The following is a 19,360-nucleotide window of genomic DNA, read 5'->3' as shown; positions in this document are numbered from 1 at the left end:
GTTTAATTTAAAATAATGTATTTTGATTTGGATCTATCTTTTTTCTGATAGTCCTATTATCATTTTTTAGTTCTACTTGCGTATTTTCCTTTTTCTCACCATTTTGGTTATTGAACTGTTTGTAAAGCTCACTTGCCTTTGGATAATTACCATCAACAAAAGACTTAACCAAAAATGCATGGGATAACGGTTTTTTGTAATTCAGGACATCACAATTTGTTTCATAGTCCAAAAGGACAATATCTTGATGTATTGCAGCATCTTTTAACTTTTCCAATATAGATCCAACTTTATTTTCAAGTACCCATAAATAGGTTGGAAGATATATCTCAATCCGGGCGTCAATATAACTCAACAACTCCTTTCCTAAAAATCCTTTTCTATGCCCTAACGGTTTTCCAAACTTCCTTACTGTTCTTTTGAGATTTTTCATTGTCTTATTCTCGAATACTGACTTATCCACGTCTGCACCCTCAAAAACTTTTAGTCCCTGCCATATACCTTCAACAGATTCTGCCATCATTCCATCTGAAAACGGAACTGGAATCTTACTGTGCGGATAAAATGGACTTAGTTTCACCAATGATGTGGTTGCCTTTGAAGTGACATCCAATATCTTGGCATTTGGATATCGGGCTGCAAGTGTTTTCTCACTTTTCTTTCTACTATCTACATAAATCATACTAAAACTCGTTAATATTTAAAATGGACTCAGCAGGTATCCAAGTTTTTACCATTACTTCGGCCTGATAATATTTTACTTCTTCATCGCTTAAATTAAAATGATTCACATGTCTAACTAATGAAAATCGTATTCTTTTGAAATCTTCGATTTTTGATCCAGATTTATGACCTGTTTTAGTTGCATTCATGTCTGAGAACCTTGTTTCTTGAAAGAAGCACACCTCACGGTCTATTTTTAAAATCACTGGATCTTTTATCCTGTCTTGCTTTTTTGCAACAAACATCATCGGATGATTGATCGTAAAAGACACTCTAACAAAATCCTCTGAATTATATCTTCTATCTAGCTCTCTGGATTGTATATCGCCTCCTGGAAAAGGAATGTCAATATTATTTCTTTGTAAATAATGCCAAGAATATAGTCCTCCACATTCTTTAATTGATTTTAAATTAGCCCTATCTGTAAAATGGTAAAGTTGAGTAATACTATTTTCATTACAAACATTTTCAAAGTCCATCCAATCAATCTTCTTAGTTAGTAAATTCTTCAGCTTTTCTTTCTCTGAATCCTTCTCTGCAGCTAGAAGTTTTTTAATAGCATCCTCATTATCCTTCTCAACTTTAATCGTTTTTAATCGTTGGTTTTCAATTTCTTGATGACGCTTAACTTCCTCTAGGTGTTTTCTTAAAACCTCATTCTGAGCTTTTTCAATTAACACAAGCTCTTTATCCCTAATCTTTTGTTTAGATTGGTTTAGTCTTAGAATTTCTTTGTAGAATGTTGAATTTATTTCTAAAGCAAGTTCAGAAATCAACGCTTTTGCTTCCGTTAATCTATTCTGAGCAATTGCTCCTTCAAGGCGATTTAATTTTTGTTTTATTTTGCCTTTTTCAACTTCAATCTGTTGTTGCTTTTTATCAAGTCTTGCCTTATGAAGGTTCAGTGTACCATGAGCCTTTAACAAATTCTCTAATTTTTCAGCAGATTGAGGATTTTCGAAAATCCGAATCTTATTTTGGTCTCTTAATCCTACACCATTTCTTGTCCCAAGGCTTATCATTGTTCCAATCTTATCGTCTATAAATGATAGATCAGCGTATTGTAGTTCGGAAATTTCATTCATTGCGAAATTCAGAAGTAGTCGTCTTTTTTCCAATTCTAATAATTCCGCCCTGAAATTGGCAAGGTCATTATGACTACTTCTGCTGAATAAAAAAATATTGTTTTCGTTGTAAAATGATAAAATTGCTTTTGATGTGGCATTTTCAGCTAGTTGATCAATAATTAATAACTTGCTAGCATCATCTTTAACTTCACTATAATTTTGCAAAAGTTCAAACTCATTGAATGAAGTTTCAAGAATCGCTTTTTGCTCTCTAAAAAAATCTTTTTGCTGTGGGGTTTTCTTCGAAAAGAGCAACTTTAACCTAAGCCATAATTTCCTAATAAAGTTCATTTGCTTGAATGCTAAGTTAAAATTGATGCTTCTTCAACAGATTACCATTTATGTTTTCTCCCAGTTTCGTCAGAGGTGGAATCAAATATGTATCAATCTTTGTATTTGCTTCAATGAAGCTTACTAGTCTTTCGATTTCGTAACTAGGGTTTCTTCTAAACGCAGAATAAAGAATTCGATAGACACGCCATCCAATTCTTTCAAGAAATTCCTGTCGTTCAATATCGTACGCGACGTCTTCTGGGAGTGAATGGAAAGGGTCTCCATCGCATTCTATAGCTATTGTTTTGCCGTTGTTAAAAACTACTAAGTCGATTTTGAAATTAACGTAGACATTTTTATTAAGTTTCTGATTGAAATATTGTTCGTCTTCTTTGACCTTATATTGAGGCTGAATGTAGTTGTAACCATGTTCTATAAGACTTTTTGCTATATCAGCTTCAAACCAACTGTCGAATGGCGTCGGAACGTTGAGGCGGTCTCTTTGAATATTAAAGTTATCAAGAATAAGAGGCTGTAATGATTTGACCTCTGAGTAAAAGAAATTTATTATTTCCCTTCTAAAGTCTTGTGGAGCTAAATTGTCATTTTTAACCGAATGAAAAAGTATCATTTGCTCCTTAGCTCTACTTAAAGCCACATTTATTTTTCTCTTTTTGTCATCATCATTTATAATTGCTGTTGGTTTTGCGTTTTTATTATTTATGCTAGCTTCATAATCTAATGCTACCCCAAGTGAAACTAACATCACATCCCGCTCGTCGCCTTGGAATTTTGGGGAATCTTCAATGATTATCTTAAAAGAATCAATAAGTTCGCTTCCAAATTCAGCAACAAGATCTTCTTTTACATCTTTTAATTTTTCAGTATGTTTTGTATAGCCAAGACTTACAACACCTATTGATTTTGTTTTGTAACTGGGATCAGTTAGCATTAATTTCAAACATTCCTTTATTTGTAGAATTTCCTGATGTACGATATTATCCTCTGAAATTGCATTATCTACAAATACTGTTTTTTTGGGAGGCAACCTATTCGAATTTAGTTGCTTTAAGGGTCTAAGTGAATTATTATAAAAATAGTTTTTAGAAAATTCGATCAGTTCTGGCACACATCTGAAATGTTCCTTTAGGGTGAGATTGGAAGTTCCTGCAATCATCTCCGAAAGGTTAAATAGACTGTTATCGCTTTTAATGTGAATGACATTCGGCCCCAGAAATTCTAAATATTTATTTTTTATGGTGTCGAAATCATTGCCATCTGCAGCAGTTAGACTAGATGGAGAAGTTTGCTTGTCATCTCCAACGATTATAATGGTTTTTCCGTAATAACCGAGAATAAGACTATTGAAATCTAGCTGACTTGCTTCATCGACAATAATGCAATCAAATATCTCGGGCTCATGACCTACACTGTTTAGCACATCGTTAAACTTCATTACCCAACAGGAGAGTTTCTTCGATATGGCTATGCTATTCTTTCTACAAAGAATTTGATATCTGACCTGATCACGTATCTTTCTATTACTTTGGCTTAAGTTATACTTATATTCTTTTAGAACATTGATAAACGCGTCAATCTCATCATCATTAAATTTTTTCTTGAAGTTGCTTTTTCCAAGATCGAATAAAATTTCACATTTCTTTTTTGATATTTCATTATTTAATCTTGAAATTTTTTCTGTACTGGCCTGTAAATTTATAGATAACTTATATTCTAGATATTGATTTGTCACGGCATAATCAATATTCTCAATTGTAAAGTATTCGGGGTTAATGTTTTTAAGGTCTGGAAATGTATTTGGCAAATATTCAGTCAAATAAGAAACAATTCTGCGGAATTCATTTTCCTTTAGCAAGCGTTCATTGAAACTTCGTATTTTATCTAGTAAACCTTGATATTTATCCTCATCTTCAATGTCATATATAGGGAGAAATTCCATAAACAGGTGTTTTAGCTTAGATCTTTCTATAACTATATTGACTCCTTTTAGGATTTCAATAAGACCTTGAATTTTGGAGTCCAGTTGCACTAAGTCTTTAAGATCTTCCCTATACATAATCGCCTTCTCTCTAATACCGTCAATATCTTCTATTGGAAGATCAATGAATCGAGAAAAGTTAACTAGCCCAGGGTCTAATCTCGTTTTGTTCAACAACTGTTTATTTCTTTCGATCTGAGCCAGGATGTCCTCAAATTGACTAAACTTTTCGTTAACGTTTGCCCGCTCATCTAGCACAAAAATAAATCCTGTATCTTTTAGAAGTTTGAATTTCCTACCAAGAACGGAGATTTTTTCTATTAGCGATTTAAGCTTAACTATTTCATCCCGTGTGTTACACTTTTTCCCATCAATGGTAAAGTCTTCTAAATACGCCACTTTCTTAAATGACGCAGTATATCTTTTAAAAAAACTTACAGTTTGATCAGTTAAGTGAGACTGATAGGTTTCAATGTCTAAAAGATATCTGGTTTGATTTTCGATGATTTCAGAATATGCCTTATTGGTGGTAAGATCACAACTTTCAAAATTTGAATGTAGTGAAGCAGACAAACGATCAATTTCCTGAGCTGACTTCATAACTAAGTCAGAATTTGTAAAATCTTTTATTTGCTCAATGATACGGTCTAAATCTATGCTAAGCAGCTTATCCCGATTTTGTATATTTAACCCTAACGTTATACTTTTCGTTTGATTCTTTTCCTTTAACTGAAAGAGCTGCCTAAAATCAAAATCCTTTAATTTATTGTAAATGCTTTCCAGGTCAATATCCAGCGAATCGGAAGTTGAAATTTCATAATCACCTAACTTTTGATATTTTATTAAACTGATTTTTAATTTTTGAAAGTCGACAACATTAAATTCAACTAAGTTATCCTTGATCCAATTGAACTCTTTAGGATCTTTCTTAAGGAATTTTTCGACTATCTGATATGGTCTTAGATTAGAAAAACTTTCGTTTAAGCTGACTGTCGAATATTCAGATTCTAATGAGTTGATGATCTCGCCTTTCGATTTTACGTACGCCGCTTTGAGCTTATCCAAATCCAACAATTTGTTATCAATATTTACAATGTAACTTTTGGTCAACAAATCTGAGATTCGTTCAATGCTATTTGAAAGTGAAAATCTGTCTTTTTTGTTTTCAAGTTCTATTTTTGTAAAAATGAGATCGTCAAAGCTTTCAGGAATTTTCCCAAGAAGGGATTCCAATGCCTTGTCAGTTTGAGCGGTAACCAGCACCCGTTTTCCTTGTGCCAATAAAGTACATAAAATATTAACAATTGTGTGCGATTTTCCTGTCCCCGGTGGACCGGTAACAACTGTTAATCTATTCTTAAGATAATTTTTATAGATACTTTTCTGTTCCGTATTGTATGGAAGCGGAAAAAAGACCGAAAAATCTTCTTCGGCATTTAAAGAAGAGAAGCTCTCTTTATTTTCTTCATAAAGCTCATCAATAAAGTAATTTTGTTTCGGATGACTGTTCTTATACAAAGTAGATGGATCTCGTACTAAAAAATTGAACAATGTGCCAGTTTCTGGGTTTAAATCGTTATGCGCAATAATAGAGTCTGTCAATCTTTCAAAAAAACGAGGTTTCTGATATTTAATATTAATTGCTGGCGAAAAACTGATTCTAAAAAAATCTTCCCTGTATATGTCACTTTCGGGTTTATTAAGAGAAGTTTCGAAAGCGGAACTATCTGACATCTTTTGGAGACTATTCGAAATTAATTTTCTAAAATCTTGCTGGTATATGTATTCAAACCCGAGTTCCTCAATTTTCGCGTCAAATATTTCTATGATATTTAATAGTACTTCTTTCTCAATTGGCGCGCTATTCAAAAAGAAAAAATCAGCGTATGGCGTCCCGGATTCAGAAAAGCTTAGGCTGATTGAATTTTTGGAACTAATTTCTAATGTTAAAGGAAAATGAAAAAGATGTTGATTGGTTTTCGAAAAATTATTTGAGCTGTTTTTTTTTGCGTACTGTATTAAACCGATACTAAGGACTATTTCAAGATTGGAATCATTTTTTATATCATTATAAGCTCGAAAAAGCTTTGAATAAATTTCTTTACCCCTTTTATAAGTTTTTATCTTTTCAGCGCTAATTTCACCTTCCTCGGAGCTTAAATAAAGGCGTAATGATTCATTATCATTGTTTTTACTAGAGAAAACGTTTTTGGCGAAATCAAAAAAAACATCTTCGGAAAATATATCCGAAATAGTAATCTCTGGCAGTAAAGGTTTATCCAGAGTAAATATTTTTTCAACTTTAATAAATTCCGGAGTAAAAAGTTTAGGTAAAACTGAATTGCACATCCCTGCATCTAAAAGTTTTTCGATGTCATTTAACCAAATGAAGTTTGATGCATTGCTACTAGCAAGAATATCTTTGATACCTCGCTCGAGAAGTTTTTTGTATTCTTTAAGAAAAGTTATATAACTTTTTACGGCGTTCATAAATCAGATAAGATTAAGCTATTCTAAATTTAGAAGAAGCTAATCCTAAGTTCTTATAAATCTACCGCACTAATATAATCAACTTTATGTTTTGCAACGAGACATTATACAAATCTCCTAAATGATACCTTTTAGCTTGTCATCTAAAAGTATTTGCGATATCAATTTTGTTTAATCTCTAACGAGATTTATTTTGGATACTTAAAGCAAGCCATGTTTTGGTCGGACCAAAACGCTTGCCGGGACACCCGGACCCTTTATGCTTTCACTTTGTTCTGCATAAAAACTTTGAAGATAATAGGGAAATAAATATCTTTGGATATGGCATAATAGCCAAGCCGTTTCCTGGCCGATAAACGCAGGTTGACCCTGCGGCCCTCACGGGTTTCTAAATTGCTCAAGGCCTTGAGCAATTCCTACAAAAATATTTTTTGAGTTTTATGGCAAGGCCAAAAGTTCAACCATCGGAAAAGCGATCTTTAAAGATCACTTTCAGGGTAACCGAAAAACAACGGCAGCGGTTGCTGACGCTGGCAGACGCATGCGGCACCAAGCCGGGCGATCTGGTCAGGACGAAGGTGTTTAAGGGGCATTTCCCGGCTACCCGGATGCCCAGGATAGATGAGGAAACCTACGTCGAATTAAAGAAGATCGGTGTCAACTTAAATCAACTCGCAAGACAGGCCAATTCTGGCAAATTTCCTTTTGGGATTGATAAAACGCTTACCGCTTTGTTGCGGCAGGAAGAAAAGATCATACGGCTTTTACTAAAAGATGATAGCGGATCAGAAGATAGGTAAAAGTTTTATGGGAGCATTAGCCTATAATCTTAAAAAGCTAAACCACAAAGACAGCAGCAAAAGAGCCGAATTATTGGAAACGAATTTTGCTTCGCTGGATTTTGAACTTATCAAAAAGGAAATTGAAGTTATAAGGCGCAAGCGGCCTTCGCTCGGTAACTACGTTTACCACACCAGCCTTAATTTCTTACATGAGGAAACCGACAAGCTGGACAATACTAAACTACTCTCTATCGCGGGTGACTATTTACAGCGTATGGGGTTTACCGATAACCAATATATGATCTTCCGGCACTATGATGCGGAACACCCGCATATTCATCTTTTAGTTAACCGTATCACCTTTGACGGCAAGGTCGTTTCAGACAGCAATAATTATAAGCGCAGTGAGGCACTATTGCGCAAATTGGAAAAGGTACACGAACTAAAGACCGTACAGCAAAGCAAGTTTGTAGCAGTGCAGGCATCCACGCAAAACGTAAAGGTCTTTCCGACCGGAAGTAAATTCAGACGCTCGCCAAAAAAAGATGAAATAGAAATGGTGGTGCGTACCGGGCAGGCCTCCAACAAAATGTTGGTTCAGGAAAAGCTATCGCTTATCCTGAACCAACCAAAGCGGAGCATGCAGGATTTCATCCAGCATTGCGAAGCTGAAGGGATTGATTTACTCTTTAACCAGGCGACGACCGGATATGTCAGCGGCATCACCTTTTTTTACAAGGACTTTAAAGCAAAGGGCCAGGCATTAGGCGGACGCTTTAAATGGATGGAAATCGAAAAAAAATTAGACTATGAACAAAACAGAGATCGCAAGATCGTTAGCGAAGCTAACGGCAGAACAAAGGCAAGATACGGTGACCATACCCCAGCCGGAAACGGAAACCCCGGAAACGGAAGAAGAAACGATATTACAACTCCTGTTCCTGATGCAGAAAAACTCATCGAACTCAGCCAGTCAGATTCAGCAAATAACGAAAAAGCAGGATACGATAATGCAAAGGATGGAGAAACTGGAATCAATGGCAACAAAACAAGCGGATTACCTGAAACAGCTTCGGCTAATACTGTTAGCGATTATAGCATTGGTGCTGATTGGCATGATACTGGTAATGGCATTCAAATTTCAGATGACGAAGACGATGCCTTGAAACGAAGAAAGAAACGGAGTAATGGCAGGTAATTTGATTTGTACATTAGAACTTACTTGAATTTATGACAACCGATAATTATAAAATAAGAATATTCGACCTTGCGCAGCGATGGCGCATGGGGTTATTGGATATTGATGAAAAATTAGTGTTGGAGACATGGTACAGGTCATTGGAGGATAGTGATCTTGGTGACCCTGTAGAAATGTCGGTTGAAAAATTGGAAATGCGCTTGCACCAGCTTTTTGATAATAAATCGGAAAACCCTCGACAGGATGATGCACCACCCCATCCTTTTAAATAAGATTATTTATTTTTGAGCAGTTCGTTTTTTTCTTTTTCGCTGGCTAACAGCCGTTCAAGTAACGCAACTTTTTCATCATATAATTCAACAATTTTTTCAATTGGATTAAAATTGTAATTAATGTTATTTGCTGCGTTATCGTAATTATTCTGAATATTGTAAATAGCCTTTTCCTCGTCGAAGTTTTTAATAGCTTCCTCCGGCACTTTCAATGCTTTTGCCACTTGTGCCAAAACATCAGGTTCTATATTTTCCTTTGCTTCTAATAAAGAAATTCGTTTCTGATTCCATTCTTCACCTAACTCAATAGCAAGCGCATCTTGTTTTAAGCCGAGCATTTCCCTAAAACGTTTGACATTGCGGCCATGGTGAATTCTATTTGGTTTTTCAGTTGTGGCTTCCATTGTAAATACTGTTTTAACAAAGATAATAAAAAGGATTCAATGATAATTAAACGCCCTTAAAACATTAAAAAGGGATAAAATATCCTTTTTAATGCCTTAAATAGAATTGGAGGGAATAGGTTAGAAATTTTCTTTTAACCTATTTTGTTTGCCAGTTAATAAGGGCTGGCTTAATAACCGGTATATGTTGAAGCAGCAGTATTTACCCTGGGAGAATTACCCGAAAAAGCTTAACCATCAGCAGATCGTTAAGCCGCTTACCGTGCTTGCGGATTTCTTTTCTGTGGATTGGCCAGATGGGCACGAAGAAAAGCTGGAAGCATGGCGGTATTTCGTCAAGCACGACAAATCATACGAAGATAGCGATAACGGGCCTGGAAGCATACTATTCATTTATGACCTAAACATCAAATTATTGGAAGCGGCCTATTTGCTTTGTTACGGTGTCGGGGATAAGGATAGTAATCGTAAGTCAAATCCTTATGCCCCGATTGAGGTCGAAAAAATAGTTTTGGCAAATCTCTCTCATAAAGAAATTGTCGATCCTTATCTTGCGTTACAAGCTATCTTCAAAAAGACAGGGTTGTACCAATACCGGGAATATTTGCATGAATGGCTCTATGCCGCGTTGTATATCAAAGGGGGTGCAGATGAATTGACCCGGAAAGAGATCAAAACGGTTTTTAGGCGCTTATTAAAATTATATGCTGCAGCATGGCTGATCTATCAGCGGGAGGTAGAGAACAAAAGCATTTAGGTTGACACGCCCCGGCAGCTACGGCAGGCGGCTTCATTGCATCACGCGTTATCACGCTATATTCATTGCGCCGCCAGCCTGCCTGCCCCCTTAGCAGGAGTGTATTCGTTCCTTTTACACACCTGCTTTCCCCAAAGCTCAAATATATTCGGTACGGTTCGCCTTTGATCAATCGCAGTGTACCGCCATCACAAAATTAGCACCGCAGGAAAATCCTCAAGGGTATATGAATGGTGCATTTTTGTTTTGTTTTTTAGCGGTTGCACCACCCTTGACCGTTTTCCTGCTTACTGCTGCCAGTTGTTTAAGCAGTGCAATGCCAGCCTGTGTACTCATTTATTTTATCGTTTATGTAATAAAAAGGGAAATCAAACGTCAAAAGAATAATTAGGCAACGACCAAAGTTGTTCGTTATTGACCTGTCTTTTTGAAGGTCGTATCTGGTGTATACAAATTAGATTAGCTGGTCGCTGATCTTTCTTCCCTGTTCACACCGCAATAACTACTCATTCTGGATGCCATCTTATTCGTCGGGACACCGCCTGGTATTGTTACAGGCGATCCGTGATTACCGATCAGACGCACCTTCTTATTATTCAGACATGAAGGCCGGATCTTCCGAAAAAAGGAATGTTACTACCGCGCAAGCCATTGCCATACTTAAAAAAAATGGACGCGAAGTAAGTGAAAAAGAAGCTGAAAAAATCTTGGAAATGATGTATTTTTTAGCTAAATTAGTTGTAAATCAGAATGTTAAGATATGAAAATAGCAGATCTATATATCAGGGTTAGCACTGATGAACAGGCAGATAAGGGATACTCTCAACGTAGCCAGGAAGAGGTATTGCGCAAGTACTGCGAGATTAATAAAATAAGTATCCGCAAAACCATCTTTGAAGACCACTCGGCAAAGACCTTTATACGTCCGCAGTGGCAAACGATGTTAGCGGAACTTAAAAAAACTAAGGGTCGCCATGTAGATTTGATTTTATTTACCAAATGGGACAGATTCAGCAGAAATGCCGGGGATGCTTATCAGATGATGAACATCCTTCACAACTTAGGTATTGAACCGCAGGCTATAGAACAACCCCTTGATTTAAGCATACCAGAAAACAAGATGATGCTTGCTATTTATTTAGCCGCACCGGAAGTTGAAAATGATCGAAGGGCATTAAATGTATTTCATGGCATGCGACGAGCAAGAAAGGAAGGTCGCTGGATGGCATCCGCTCCTATAGGCTACATTAACAAAACGGCTGAAAATGGGCGGAAATATATTTGCCCGAAGGAACCTGAAAGTGCAATTCTTAAATGGTGCTTTCAACAATTAGCCACATCCGAATTTTCATCAGAGCAAATCTGGAAAGTAGCCCGTGAGAGGGGTTTGAAGTGCGGAAAAAATAATTTCTTGATAGCAATACGAAATCCCGTTTACTATGGAAAAATAACGATGCCTAAATACAAAAACGAGGAAACATATTTAGTTCACGGGCAACATGAGCCATTGATATCCGAACGTCTTTATAATGACGTACAGGATGCGTTGAATGGTCGTAAAAGGAAGGCCGGTATAAAGATTACGTCCATGGATGAACTCCCGTTACGCGGGTTCTTATTATGTTCCCGGTGTTCAAGGATACTCACTGGGAGTGCATCAAAAGGACGAAAACAATATTACTATTACTACCATTGCTCATCGCAATGCGGATGCCGTTACAAAGCTGAAGATGTCAATGATGCATTTGTAGATGAACTCAAAAAATATACGCTTGACTTGTCAATGAAGGAGTTGTGCGAGGCTGTGTTGCTTGACGTTTACAATAATGAAAACAACGAAAGCAAAAATGACAGGAAAACCTTGCTTAAGCAAATTGACGAACAGAATGAGCGATTGAAAAAAGCCCGGGAGTTTATGTTGACCTCAAAGATTGAACCTGAAGATTACGCCTTGATCAAAAGAGAAACGGAAGTTGCTTTAAACAAACTTGAAGCAAGACTATCGGATTTTGCTGCGAACCCTGTCCAGGTTGATATGTTCCTTAGCAAGGCAATCAAGGTTATTGCCAATATCTCTAGTATGTATCAAAATGCTGATAATGAAGGTAGAAGGGCGATTATTGGTTCGATGTACCCCGAAAAACTGCATTTTGACGGACACCAACATCGAACCACAAGAATCAATGAAGTTATCGAACTTACTTACTTGATTTCCAATAGCTTAAGTGGTAAAAAAATAAGGGCAAGAGCTGAAAATTCAGTCTTGCCCACTTGGGTGCGCCCACCTGGGCTCGAACCTATTTCCTTAAATCATTGAATTTCAATGATTTGCTTTAGTTGTCGTTGTTTAAGGTAGTTACATAGGTAACACGCCCTATTGACTATACAAATATACTAATTTGCTCGTCACCAATAGAATTATTGATGAGAAAAGCCTCTATAAATATATTCCTATAGTCCAAACTTGATTGGGGTCGAAGTAACCTTTTTATAACTTTTAAACATCCTATCCCAAAACGGAAAGACCGATCCATAATTGGAGTTAGTTTCAACTACGACATTTGAGTGATGTATCCGGTGCATTAGTGGACTAATGATCATTTTCCTTAATAAAAAGTCAGCTTTTTGACTGATCCTGATATTGGAGTGGACCAGCAATACTACAGGAAAGAACAAAATCCCGTAAGCGACCAGTCCCGTAACGGTTATGCCCATTAATATAAGAAATACCGCTTTGGCAATTACTGAAAAAAACAATTCAACCGTATGAAACCGGACAGCCGTAGTGCTATTCATCCGTTCATCCTCGTGATGGAATTTATGGAATTTCCAAAATAATGGGATTTTGTGATTGATACGGTGCCACCAGTAAACAAAAAGATCGATACAAAGTATTTGGAGCACTATGGATAATAATGTAGGGATTTTGGCAAAAGGGATCAGGCCAATGCCCCTTATTGAAGTATAACCCATCAGCTTTTGCAGGTAATAACCACTTACAAATGAAAATACCAGATTGACCAGGCCCACCTTGATATTTTTTAAATCGTGATCATCTTTCAGCAACTCCTGCCTTTGCGGGAATAAATGTTCCGCAATGTAGGCCAGTATAAAAACAAAGCCAACCGCCAGGGACTGTATAATAGTATTCATAGCCTCAATTTACGAGATAGCTAAAGTTAAGCGTAAAAGACGCTTGTTTATAATTCATAAATCCAACTTTATCCTATATCTTCAATTTTGAATTACGATGAAACCACCATCAAAGGTTTTATTTGTTTCTATGATGCTGGGAATTTCGTCTTTTTAAAAAGCCGTCAGCCGATGAACAGCGTATATCTTTTAGAATTACAGGAACTATGGACAATTACCTTGATGAAACGATAAATGTATACCGCGATGCCGCATTAAAGCCTGATGTTGGCCTTTGCTGTACCACGACTCCCATGAATGCCTTTCCGGGGCTGGAAATACCGAAGATCATGCAGGAAATGAATTATGGCTGTGGTTCCATAGTAAGCGCCAATGACCTGGCTAATGATCCAACCATACTTTACGTCGGTGTTGGCGGTGGTATGGAGCTATTGCAGTTTTCCTATTTCAACCGAAACAAGCAAGGAGTTATAGGGGTTGACATTGTGGATGAGATGCTGCAAAGCTGTGCCGACAATTTACTGGAAGCGGAAAAATTAAATTCCTGGTTCAAAAAAGAATTTATTGATCTGCGCAAGGGATCTGCTTTAGCGCTTCCTGTAGCGGATAATTCCATAGACGTTGCCGGTCAAAACTGTCTATTCAATATTTTCAAGGAGAACGATTTGAAACAGGCATTAAATGAAATATACCGGGTGTTAAAGCCTGGCGGGCGTTTGGTCATGTCTGATCCGGTTTGCGACCAACCCATGAGCGAAGCCTTACGGAATGATGATCGGTTAAGGGCCTTATGCCTTACCGGTTCATTAACTTTAAATGATTACATCAAAAGTATAACCGATATCGGTTTCGGCACCATAGAGATCAGGGCTAAAAGGCCATACCGGATTTTGGCTCCGGGCCAGTATCCTACCGAGGAATTGTTGTATATCGAAAGCGTGGAAGTCTGCGCCATCAAAGACCCCATGCCCGCTGACGGCCCCTGTATATTTACCGGAAAGGCGGCTATCTATTATGGTGAAAAGGAGTATTTCGATGATGAAAAAGGCCATGTTTTGATGCCTAACCAGCCCTTAGCTGTTTGCGACAAGACTGCCGGGAATTTGGCAGCACTGAAGCGGGATGATATTTTTATCTCCAACTCTACCTGGTTTTATGACGGCGGAGGCTGTTGCTAATCGATACAGCCGATGAAAATATTTATTACAGGCGTTACCGGCTATATCGGCCAAAAGCTGGCTATACAGTTAGCCGATGATGGGCATACAATCCACGCGCTGGTGCGAGATGCGCAGAAAGGAAAATCTTTACTGGATCATTCCAATATCCTGTTATTTACCGGGGATATTTTAGATCCGGTTTCCCTGTTAACTGCCATGACTGGCTGCGGGCAGGTCTACCACCTGGCGGCATTAGCTTCGGTATGGCATAAAAATCCCCGAAGCTTTCATCAGATCAATGTGAACGGGCTGAAAAATGTTTTAGATGCCTGTTTGACAGCAGGTATAACCGACGTGCTGTTCACCTCAACGGCTGGGGTTGTCGGGGATTCTAAGGACGGTGAACCTGTGTGCGAATTGACCAACACTGATCCTAAATTGGAAACGCTTTATGAACAAAGTAAAGTAGCTGCGGAGCAACTGATCAAAACTTATATTCCGAGGGGTATCCGTGGCATCATTGTGAATCCCAGCCGGGTGTATGGTCCCGGATTATTAACCGAAAGCAATGGATTCACGAGGTTAATGAAAATGTATGTGAGCGGCCATTGGAAAATTAAACCTTGCAATGGAAATAGCATCGGCAACTATGTATATATTGATGATACGATAAACGGACTGATAGCCGCAATGGAAAAAGCCAAACCCGGCGAACGTTATTTGTTGGGTGGGGTGAATGCCACATACAATGAGTTTTTTAGCCTGGTGGATGAACTTACAGGAGTAAAAAGAAAAATGTACAATGTTCCTTTACCGGTTATGCTGTTTCTTTCCAGGATACAATTAATGATGGCTCGTCTGTTTGGGAAACAACCCATGATCACCCCGCCGTTTGTGAGGAAATACACCAAGCAGTGGATTGTAACTTCCAAAAAGGCCGAACAGGAAATAGGTTACACGATAACCCCGTTAAAAGAAGGGGTAAGTAAAACGCTGGACTGGCTCAATCAACCTGCCTGACAGCCGCGACCAGCTCATCATAAGAATAAGCGGCTTCGTGAAACTTCCTTTTGCCATTTTTCACGATCAACGTTCCGGGTAGCGCACCAGACCAATCAGCACTGATCTTTTCGTTGTATGAATTTGGGTCTTCGTTGAGTAAGTAAACCTCGCCGGTTAATTGGTGCGCCTTTACAAAAGGCTGCACCCCGCTTTCCAGTTTGGATCTAAGATCGGCACTGATCAGGATAACTTTAATAGGTTTACCCTTGACCGACGTTTTGAATTTTTCAAATTCAGGCAGTTCTTTAACACAGGGTTTGCACCAGGTGGCCCAAAAGTTGATCACATACGTTGTATCTTTCCCTTGTCTGATACGGCTTTCCAGTTGCGAAACGGTAATTAGTTTAACTTGCTGAGCTTTTAAATGGAAAGATAAAAGCAAGCAAAAAGCTAAAGTATATAAGATCTTATTTTTCATGACTTTCAAATTAATTCATCCGGTATGGAATGATATACGTAAATTTCAATTGAGAGATGAAAGTTAGCGTAATTATTCCTGTATATAACGAAGCCGGAAACATCGGCCAATTACTTAGTTATTTAACCCGCTTTGGTTATGATAGTTTGCAGGAGATCATTGTATGTGATGGCGGCAGCACCGATCAAACCCTCAACATTGCGAAAGCCTCCGGAGCGATGGCTGTTTTATCGCCTCAAAAAGGGAGGGCGGCACAAATGAATTTTGGCGCATCGCTGGCTAAAGGCGACCTGCTTTATTTCGTTCATGCCGATACGCTGCCGCCTGAAACCTATATGACAGATATTGCCAATGCCGTTAAAAACGGTTATGATATGGGCCGGTATCTTTCTACCTATGACAGCACAAGTTGGCTGCTTAAATTAAATGCCCTATTGAGCCGCCTGGACACGTTCGGCGGGATGGGCGGGGATCAAACCCTGTTCATCAAAAAAGACCTGTTTGAGCAAGCCGGCGGATTTGACGGCACGATGAAGATCATGGAAGAGTTTGAATTTTGCGCGAGGGCAAGAAAAAGGGGGAAATATAAGATCATTACAAAACCGGTACTGATCTCTGCCAGGAAATATGATACCAATGGCTGGTTTACAGTCCAAAAGGCTAACTACACCATTGTCAGGATGTATCAAAAAGGGGCAAGCCAGGAAAGTATGGTTTTGAAGTATAAGGAGCTGCTGAACTACCGCTAAACTGAAATTCCGTTTAGTTCCAAATCCGCCGCTTCATCCACGTCATGCAGCTTTTCCAGCAAACTGTAGCTTAATTGCAATTGGTTGACAGTAGCTATGGTCTGATCGATTACCTGGTCAGTACTCCAGGCTTTACCGATAAATAATTCAGGGATGTACCGGTTTGAACCTATGAGGTAATAACCGCCGTCGAACGTAGGACCTATCACGACTTCGCTACCGGCCAAAGTGGATATAGCCTGTTCAAGTACTGCCGTTTGTAATTGATAACAATCACTACCAATGATCATCACCCTTTTAAAACCCTGTTCAAAAAGTTCTTTGAAAGCGTTGGACATCCTTGCGCCCAGATCCTCCCCGAATTGCTGCCTTTTAGTAAAGCCAGGGAATGTCCAAATATCGTGTTCGACTACCTGATTAGTGTAATAGACGAATTTGCGGCAGTTTAAGGGTATCGTGACCTGGCGGGTATGGCCAAGTAATAAATTGTAAACAGACAATGCTTTTTCATCACCGATCACCCTCGCCAGCCGGGTTTTAACTTTACCCAGTTCCGGGTGGCGTACAAATAGGATCAGCGCGGTGTTTAAGGGAGTAATATCGGTCATACTTATTCGGCGACTGCGCCGCCGCAACTTGATCCCGCACCCGCGGTACAGCCGTAGCAGTGCTGTTTCAAAATGATCTCCCTGTTTTGCAATAAACTCAAATCAAAAACGGATAAGTGCTGCGAGGTTATTGGCGTAACTTTCAGGTCGAGCATTTGGTTAAAATCACAATCGTATAAATAGCCGTCCCATCCAACAGAGATGGTATTGCGACACATCACATTGTTGACAGCGGCAGGATTGAACGCGCTGATCAGTTTTTCCATATACTTATCGTAGTTGTTGGTTGTCAAAAGATAATCCAGATAGCGGCTGATGGGCATATTGGTAATGGCAAAAAGGTTATTGAAACTGATGTTGTATTTTTTCATCAGCTCAAATTTATATTCTTTTTCCAGCGCATCCTGCGATGGCGGTAAGAATGCACCAGCCGGGTTATAAACAAGGTTAAGAGTTAGGCCGGTATCAGCAAGGCCGTAGCCCACGGCATTTAACATTTGTAAGGCTTTAATGGAGTCTTCAAATACGCCGTCACCACGCTGTTTATCCGTTCTATCCTGTGTAAAGCTGGGTAAGGAGGAAACTACTTCGATCCGGTGCAGTTTAAAAAATTCAGGGAGATCGTGGAAACGTTTATTAGCTAAGATAATCGTGAGATTACAGCGCACAATAATATGCTTTCCTAATGCTTTGATCTGCTCCACAAACCATCTAAAATCAGGGTTGAGTTCAGGGGCACCACCCGTTAGGTCAACAATTTTGATGGGGGAACCTGCTAACACATTCAGGCACAACTGCATGGTTTCCCTGGTCATGATCTCTTTGCGGTCAGGCCCGGCATCTACGTGGCAATGTTTACAAACCTGGTTACACATTTTACCCATGTTCACCTGGAAGATCTCCACACCACCAGCCAACAATGGAAACAGCCCGATAGCAGCGACTTTATCTTTGAAGGAAGCGTGCTGGTGCTTCGGATCATGTTCTAAAATGTCCAGTTGATAAGCACTGTTGGCTAAAGGGTTTTGCAGGACTTTAAGTGATTTAATCATTACATGCTGATTGCTTTCACTTTGTTCATCATCTGTACACCATGTACCAATACCGCACCGCCTTTGATGGCCGAAGCCACGTGTACCGCTTCCATCATTTGCGCTTCACTATAACCTTTCTCATAAGCATCGCTGCTGTACGCATCGATACAATAAGGGCATTGGACGGCATGGGCCACCGCCAAAGCCACCAAGGATTTTTCTTTCGCGGTTAACGCACCATCTTTGAACACTTCACCGTAATAGGCGAAGAACTTATCTGCCATTTCCTTTTGGTATTCCCCGATATTCCCAAACTTGCCGAGGTCTTCGGCATTATAATAATGATCAGCCATTGTTTTCCGATTTATAATTATTCAAATATAAACTCCAGTCGTACTTTTTAAAGTGGATTATTGGCTTTGTTCCTTCCGGGATGATCTTATTTTTGATCAAGATGTCCAGCATTCCCTTTTTACCCCCAAAATCATGGCGGAACCAACCCATGAGCGCCGGAACATCCACTGTATTTTGCTCTTTATTGTAAGTTACCTCTCCCTTTAAATAAGTTTTGACGGCCACATTTAACTGCTTGTCTAATTGCTCCGGTTCATAGAAAGCGATAGGCGGACAGCTTTTAGCTCCGCAGTTCAACGCGAAATGGATACGGTAATCCAGGTTTTCCACCCGGAACTTTTTTTCAAATCCGGAAGGGAAAAGCTTACTCAAATAACCTTCGCTCCATTTAACCTTGCTATGCCGCAATATCCCATGCTCGATCAGGTCCAAGCTTAATTCCTGTCCGGCAACGTGTATCTGCTTACTGGAAAAGAAAGAACCGCGCGTTTTATATTGATCAGGGTCTTTTTTTAAGATAACCTGGGTAAAACCGTTATACAGGTTTAGCCAGAAGGCCAGTTTTTTAGGGTCATTATTCAACTGCCCGGCTAAAACATTTTGATCCGCATTTTTCAAGGTATCGATAAATGCAGTTGTGCTATCGCCTGTTTTAGCTGCGTAGAGAAAGTTTTCTGATAATTTGATGTAGTTTGGGGCTTTGATGGTTTTCGGTTGCGCGTTGGCTGATACCGTGATCAACAGGAAGAATACCATTAAAGTTGATTTAAAAGAAAGTTTCAAACGCATATATAAAT

Annotated in this window: 20 protein-coding genes; 9 read left to right on the top strand and 11 right to left on the bottom strand. The window is 38.8% G+C overall.

What is annotated here, in order from left to right; genetic code table 11:
- Positions 1 to 7 precede the first annotated feature (7 nt).
- The 4 genes from QWZ17_RS29470 to QWZ17_RS29455 form a co-directional block, all read right to left on the bottom strand.
- A complete protein-coding gene (locus QWZ17_RS29470) occupies positions 8 to 682 on the bottom strand; it encodes a DUF6939 family protein (RefSeq protein WP_290308950.1) in 675 nt (224 codons plus the stop codon).
- Between the two features lies 1 nt (position 683).
- Positions 684 to 2,141: a DarT ssDNA thymidine ADP-ribosyltransferase family protein gene (locus tag QWZ17_RS29465; protein ID WP_290308949.1), complete on the bottom strand. Its 1,458-nt coding sequence runs from the start codon at positions 2,139 to 2,141 to the stop codon at positions 684 to 686.
- Between the two features lie 16 nt (positions 2,142 to 2,157).
- Complete coding sequence (locus QWZ17_RS29460; RefSeq protein WP_290308948.1) at positions 2,158 to 6,612, bottom strand: PDDEXK-like endonuclease domain-containing protein; 4,455 nt, start codon at positions 6,610 to 6,612, stop codon at positions 2,158 to 2,160.
- 257 nt (positions 6,613 to 6,869) lie between these two features.
- Positions 6,870 to 7,013, bottom strand: coding sequence for a hypothetical protein (locus QWZ17_RS29455; RefSeq protein ID WP_290308947.1), 144 nt, complete (start codon positions 7,011 to 7,013; stop codon positions 6,870 to 6,872).
- Positions 7,014 to 7,052: 39 nt separating this feature from the next.
- Between QWZ17_RS29455 and QWZ17_RS29450 the strand changes: the two genes are divergently transcribed.
- Genes QWZ17_RS29450 through QWZ17_RS29440 form a run of 3 tightly spaced genes read left to right on the top strand, consistent with a single transcriptional unit; the run spans position 7,053 to position 8,864 of the window.
- A complete protein-coding gene (locus tag QWZ17_RS29450; protein WP_290308946.1) occupies positions 7,053 to 7,412 on the top strand; it encodes a MobC family plasmid mobilization relaxosome protein in 360 nt (119 codons plus the stop codon).
- Positions 7,387 to 8,592, top strand: a complete 1,206-nt coding sequence (locus QWZ17_RS29445) for a relaxase/mobilization nuclease domain-containing protein (protein ID WP_290308945.1) — start codon at positions 7,387 to 7,389, stop codon at positions 8,590 to 8,592. Before QWZ17_RS29450 ends, QWZ17_RS29445 begins: the two co-directional genes overlap by 26 nt.
- Before the next feature lie 32 nt (positions 8,593 to 8,624).
- Positions 8,625 to 8,864: a hypothetical protein gene (locus QWZ17_RS29440; RefSeq protein ID WP_290308944.1), complete on the top strand. Its 240-nt coding sequence runs from the start codon at positions 8,625 to 8,627 to the stop codon at positions 8,862 to 8,864.
- A 2-nt stretch (positions 8,865 to 8,866) separates the two neighbouring features.
- Here the strand turns inward: QWZ17_RS29440 and QWZ17_RS29435 are convergent, their stop codons facing one another.
- Positions 8,867 to 9,268, bottom strand: a complete 402-nt coding sequence (locus tag QWZ17_RS29435) for a helix-turn-helix transcriptional regulator (RefSeq protein ID WP_290308943.1) — start codon at positions 9,266 to 9,268, stop codon at positions 8,867 to 8,869.
- Between the two features lie 184 nt (positions 9,269 to 9,452).
- On the opposite strand from QWZ17_RS29435, the gene QWZ17_RS29430 reads away from it, so the two are divergent.
- The 3 genes from QWZ17_RS29430 (at position 9,453) to QWZ17_RS29420 (ending at position 12,342) form a co-directional block, all read left to right on the top strand.
- Positions 9,453 to 10,025, top strand: a complete 573-nt coding sequence (locus QWZ17_RS29430) for a hypothetical protein (RefSeq protein ID WP_290308942.1) — start codon at positions 9,453 to 9,455, stop codon at positions 10,023 to 10,025.
- A gap of 602 nt (positions 10,026 to 10,627) precedes the next feature.
- A complete protein-coding gene (locus QWZ17_RS29425; RefSeq protein ID WP_290308941.1) occupies positions 10,628 to 10,789 on the top strand; it encodes a hypothetical protein in 162 nt (53 codons plus the stop codon).
- Positions 10,786 to 12,342 (top strand): recombinase family protein, encoded by a 1,557-nt coding sequence (locus tag QWZ17_RS29420; protein WP_290308940.1) that lies wholly within the window; start codon positions 10,786 to 10,788, stop codon positions 12,340 to 12,342. The genes QWZ17_RS29425 and QWZ17_RS29420 overlap by 4 nt, the downstream gene beginning before the upstream one ends.
- A gap of 134 nt (positions 12,343 to 12,476) precedes the next feature.
- On the opposite strand, the gene QWZ17_RS29415 is transcribed toward QWZ17_RS29420, so the two are convergent.
- On the bottom strand, positions 12,477 to 13,178 hold the full coding sequence (locus QWZ17_RS29415) for a sterol desaturase family protein (protein WP_290308939.1): 702 nt from the start codon (positions 13,176 to 13,178) through the stop codon (positions 12,477 to 12,479).
- A gap of 206 nt (positions 13,179 to 13,384) precedes the next feature.
- Between QWZ17_RS29415 and arsM the strand changes: the two genes are divergently transcribed.
- Positions 13,385 to 14,356, top strand: coding sequence for an arsenosugar biosynthesis arsenite methyltransferase ArsM (gene arsM, locus QWZ17_RS29410; RefSeq protein WP_290308938.1), 972 nt, complete (start codon positions 13,385 to 13,387; stop codon positions 14,354 to 14,356).
- 12 nt (positions 14,357 to 14,368) lie between these two features.
- Positions 14,369 to 15,358: an NAD-dependent epimerase/dehydratase family protein gene (locus QWZ17_RS29405; protein ID WP_290308937.1), complete on the top strand. Its 990-nt coding sequence runs from the start codon at positions 14,369 to 14,371 to the stop codon at positions 15,356 to 15,358.
- Here QWZ17_RS29405 and QWZ17_RS29400 read toward each other — a convergent pair.
- A complete protein-coding gene (locus tag QWZ17_RS29400; RefSeq protein WP_290308936.1) occupies positions 15,342 to 15,818 on the bottom strand; it encodes a TlpA disulfide reductase family protein in 477 nt (158 codons plus the stop codon). The genes QWZ17_RS29405 and QWZ17_RS29400 overlap by 17 nt on opposite strands.
- A 56-nt stretch (positions 15,819 to 15,874) precedes the next feature.
- Between QWZ17_RS29400 and QWZ17_RS29395 the strand changes: the two genes are divergently transcribed.
- A complete protein-coding gene (locus tag QWZ17_RS29395) occupies positions 15,875 to 16,567 on the top strand; it encodes a TIGR04283 family arsenosugar biosynthesis glycosyltransferase (RefSeq protein WP_290308935.1) in 693 nt (230 codons plus the stop codon).
- Here QWZ17_RS29395 and QWZ17_RS29390 read toward each other — a convergent pair.
- The 4 genes from QWZ17_RS29390 to QWZ17_RS29375 are packed head-to-tail and all read right to left on the bottom strand — an operon-like array spanning position 16,564 to position 19,352.
- Complete coding sequence (locus tag QWZ17_RS29390; RefSeq protein ID WP_290308934.1) at positions 16,564 to 17,175, bottom strand: TIGR04282 family arsenosugar biosynthesis glycosyltransferase; 612 nt, start codon at positions 17,173 to 17,175, stop codon at positions 16,564 to 16,566. The genes QWZ17_RS29395 and QWZ17_RS29390 overlap by 4 nt on opposite strands.
- Before the next feature lie 2 nt (positions 17,176 to 17,177).
- The gene (arsS, locus tag QWZ17_RS29385) at positions 17,178 to 18,227 is read right to left on the bottom strand and encodes an arsenosugar biosynthesis radical SAM (seleno)protein ArsS (RefSeq protein ID WP_290308933.1); all 1,050 of its coding nucleotides are present in this window, start codon (positions 18,225 to 18,227) and stop codon (positions 17,178 to 17,180) included.
- Complete coding sequence (locus tag QWZ17_RS29380; protein ID WP_290308932.1) at positions 18,227 to 18,562, bottom strand: arsenosugar biosynthesis-associated peroxidase-like protein; 336 nt, start codon at positions 18,560 to 18,562, stop codon at positions 18,227 to 18,229. The genes arsS and QWZ17_RS29380 overlap by 1 nt, the downstream gene beginning before the upstream one ends.
- The gene (locus tag QWZ17_RS29375; RefSeq protein ID WP_290308931.1) at positions 18,555 to 19,352 is read right to left on the bottom strand and encodes a DUF547 domain-containing protein; all 798 of its coding nucleotides are present in this window, start codon (positions 19,350 to 19,352) and stop codon (positions 18,555 to 18,557) included. The genes QWZ17_RS29380 and QWZ17_RS29375 overlap by 8 nt, the downstream gene beginning before the upstream one ends.
- Positions 19,353 to 19,360 lie beyond the last annotated feature (8 nt).

The organism is Mucilaginibacter flavus (assembly GCF_030409315.1).
Taxonomy (GTDB): Bacteria; Bacteroidota; Bacteroidia; order Sphingobacteriales; family Sphingobacteriaceae; genus Mucilaginibacter; species Mucilaginibacter flavus.
This window is presented reverse-complemented; position numbering and strand designations above follow the sequence as displayed.

Coding starts and splice junctions, on each gene's coding strand:
- QWZ17_RS29380 (WP_290308932.1), bottom strand. CDS start 18,562: ATGGCTGATCATTATTATAATGCCGAAGACCTCGGCAAGTTTGGGAAT.
- arsS (WP_290308933.1), bottom strand. CDS start 18,227: ATGATTAAATCACTTAAAGTCCTGCAAAACCCTTTAGCCAACAGTGCT.
- QWZ17_RS29395 (WP_290308935.1), top strand. CDS start 15,875: ATGAAAGTTAGCGTAATTATTCCTGTATATAACGAAGCCGGAAACATC.
- QWZ17_RS29460 (WP_290308948.1), bottom strand. CDS start 6,612: ATGAACGCCGTAAAAAGTTATATAACTTTTCTTAAAGAATACAAAAAA.
- QWZ17_RS29450 (WP_290308946.1), top strand. CDS start 7,053: ATGGCAAGGCCAAAAGTTCAACCATCGGAAAAGCGATCTTTAAAGATC.
- QWZ17_RS29445 (WP_290308945.1), top strand. CDS start 7,387: ATGATAGCGGATCAGAAGATAGGTAAAAGTTTTATGGGAGCATTAGCC.
- QWZ17_RS29415 (WP_290308939.1), bottom strand. CDS start 13,178: ATGAATACTATTATACAGTCCCTGGCGGTTGGCTTTGTTTTTATACTG.
- QWZ17_RS29430 (WP_290308942.1), top strand. CDS start 9,453: ATGTTGAAGCAGCAGTATTTACCCTGGGAGAATTACCCGAAAAAGCTT.
- QWZ17_RS29420 (WP_290308940.1), top strand. CDS start 10,786: ATGAAAATAGCAGATCTATATATCAGGGTTAGCACTGATGAACAGGCA.
- arsM (WP_290308938.1), top strand. CDS start 13,385: ATGGACAATTACCTTGATGAAACGATAAATGTATACCGCGATGCCGCA.
- QWZ17_RS29435 (WP_290308943.1), bottom strand. CDS start 9,268: ATGGAAGCCACAACTGAAAAACCAAATAGAATTCACCATGGCCGCAAT.
- QWZ17_RS29390 (WP_290308934.1), bottom strand. CDS start 17,175: ATGACCGATATTACTCCCTTAAACACCGCGCTGATCCTATTTGTACGC.
- QWZ17_RS29425 (WP_290308941.1), top strand. CDS start 10,628: ATGAAGGCCGGATCTTCCGAAAAAAGGAATGTTACTACCGCGCAAGCC.
- QWZ17_RS29470 (WP_290308950.1), bottom strand. CDS start 682: ATGATTTATGTAGATAGTAGAAAGAAAAGTGAGAAAACACTTGCAGCC.
- QWZ17_RS29375 (WP_290308931.1), bottom strand. CDS start 19,352: ATGCGTTTGAAACTTTCTTTTAAATCAACTTTAATGGTATTCTTCCTG.
- QWZ17_RS29400 (WP_290308936.1), bottom strand. CDS start 15,818: ATGAAAAATAAGATCTTATATACTTTAGCTTTTTGCTTGCTTTTATCT.
- QWZ17_RS29465 (WP_290308949.1), bottom strand. CDS start 2,141: ATGAACTTTATTAGGAAATTATGGCTTAGGTTAAAGTTGCTCTTTTCG.
- QWZ17_RS29405 (WP_290308937.1), top strand. CDS start 14,369: ATGAAAATATTTATTACAGGCGTTACCGGCTATATCGGCCAAAAGCTG.
- QWZ17_RS29440 (WP_290308944.1), top strand. CDS start 8,625: ATGACAACCGATAATTATAAAATAAGAATATTCGACCTTGCGCAGCGA.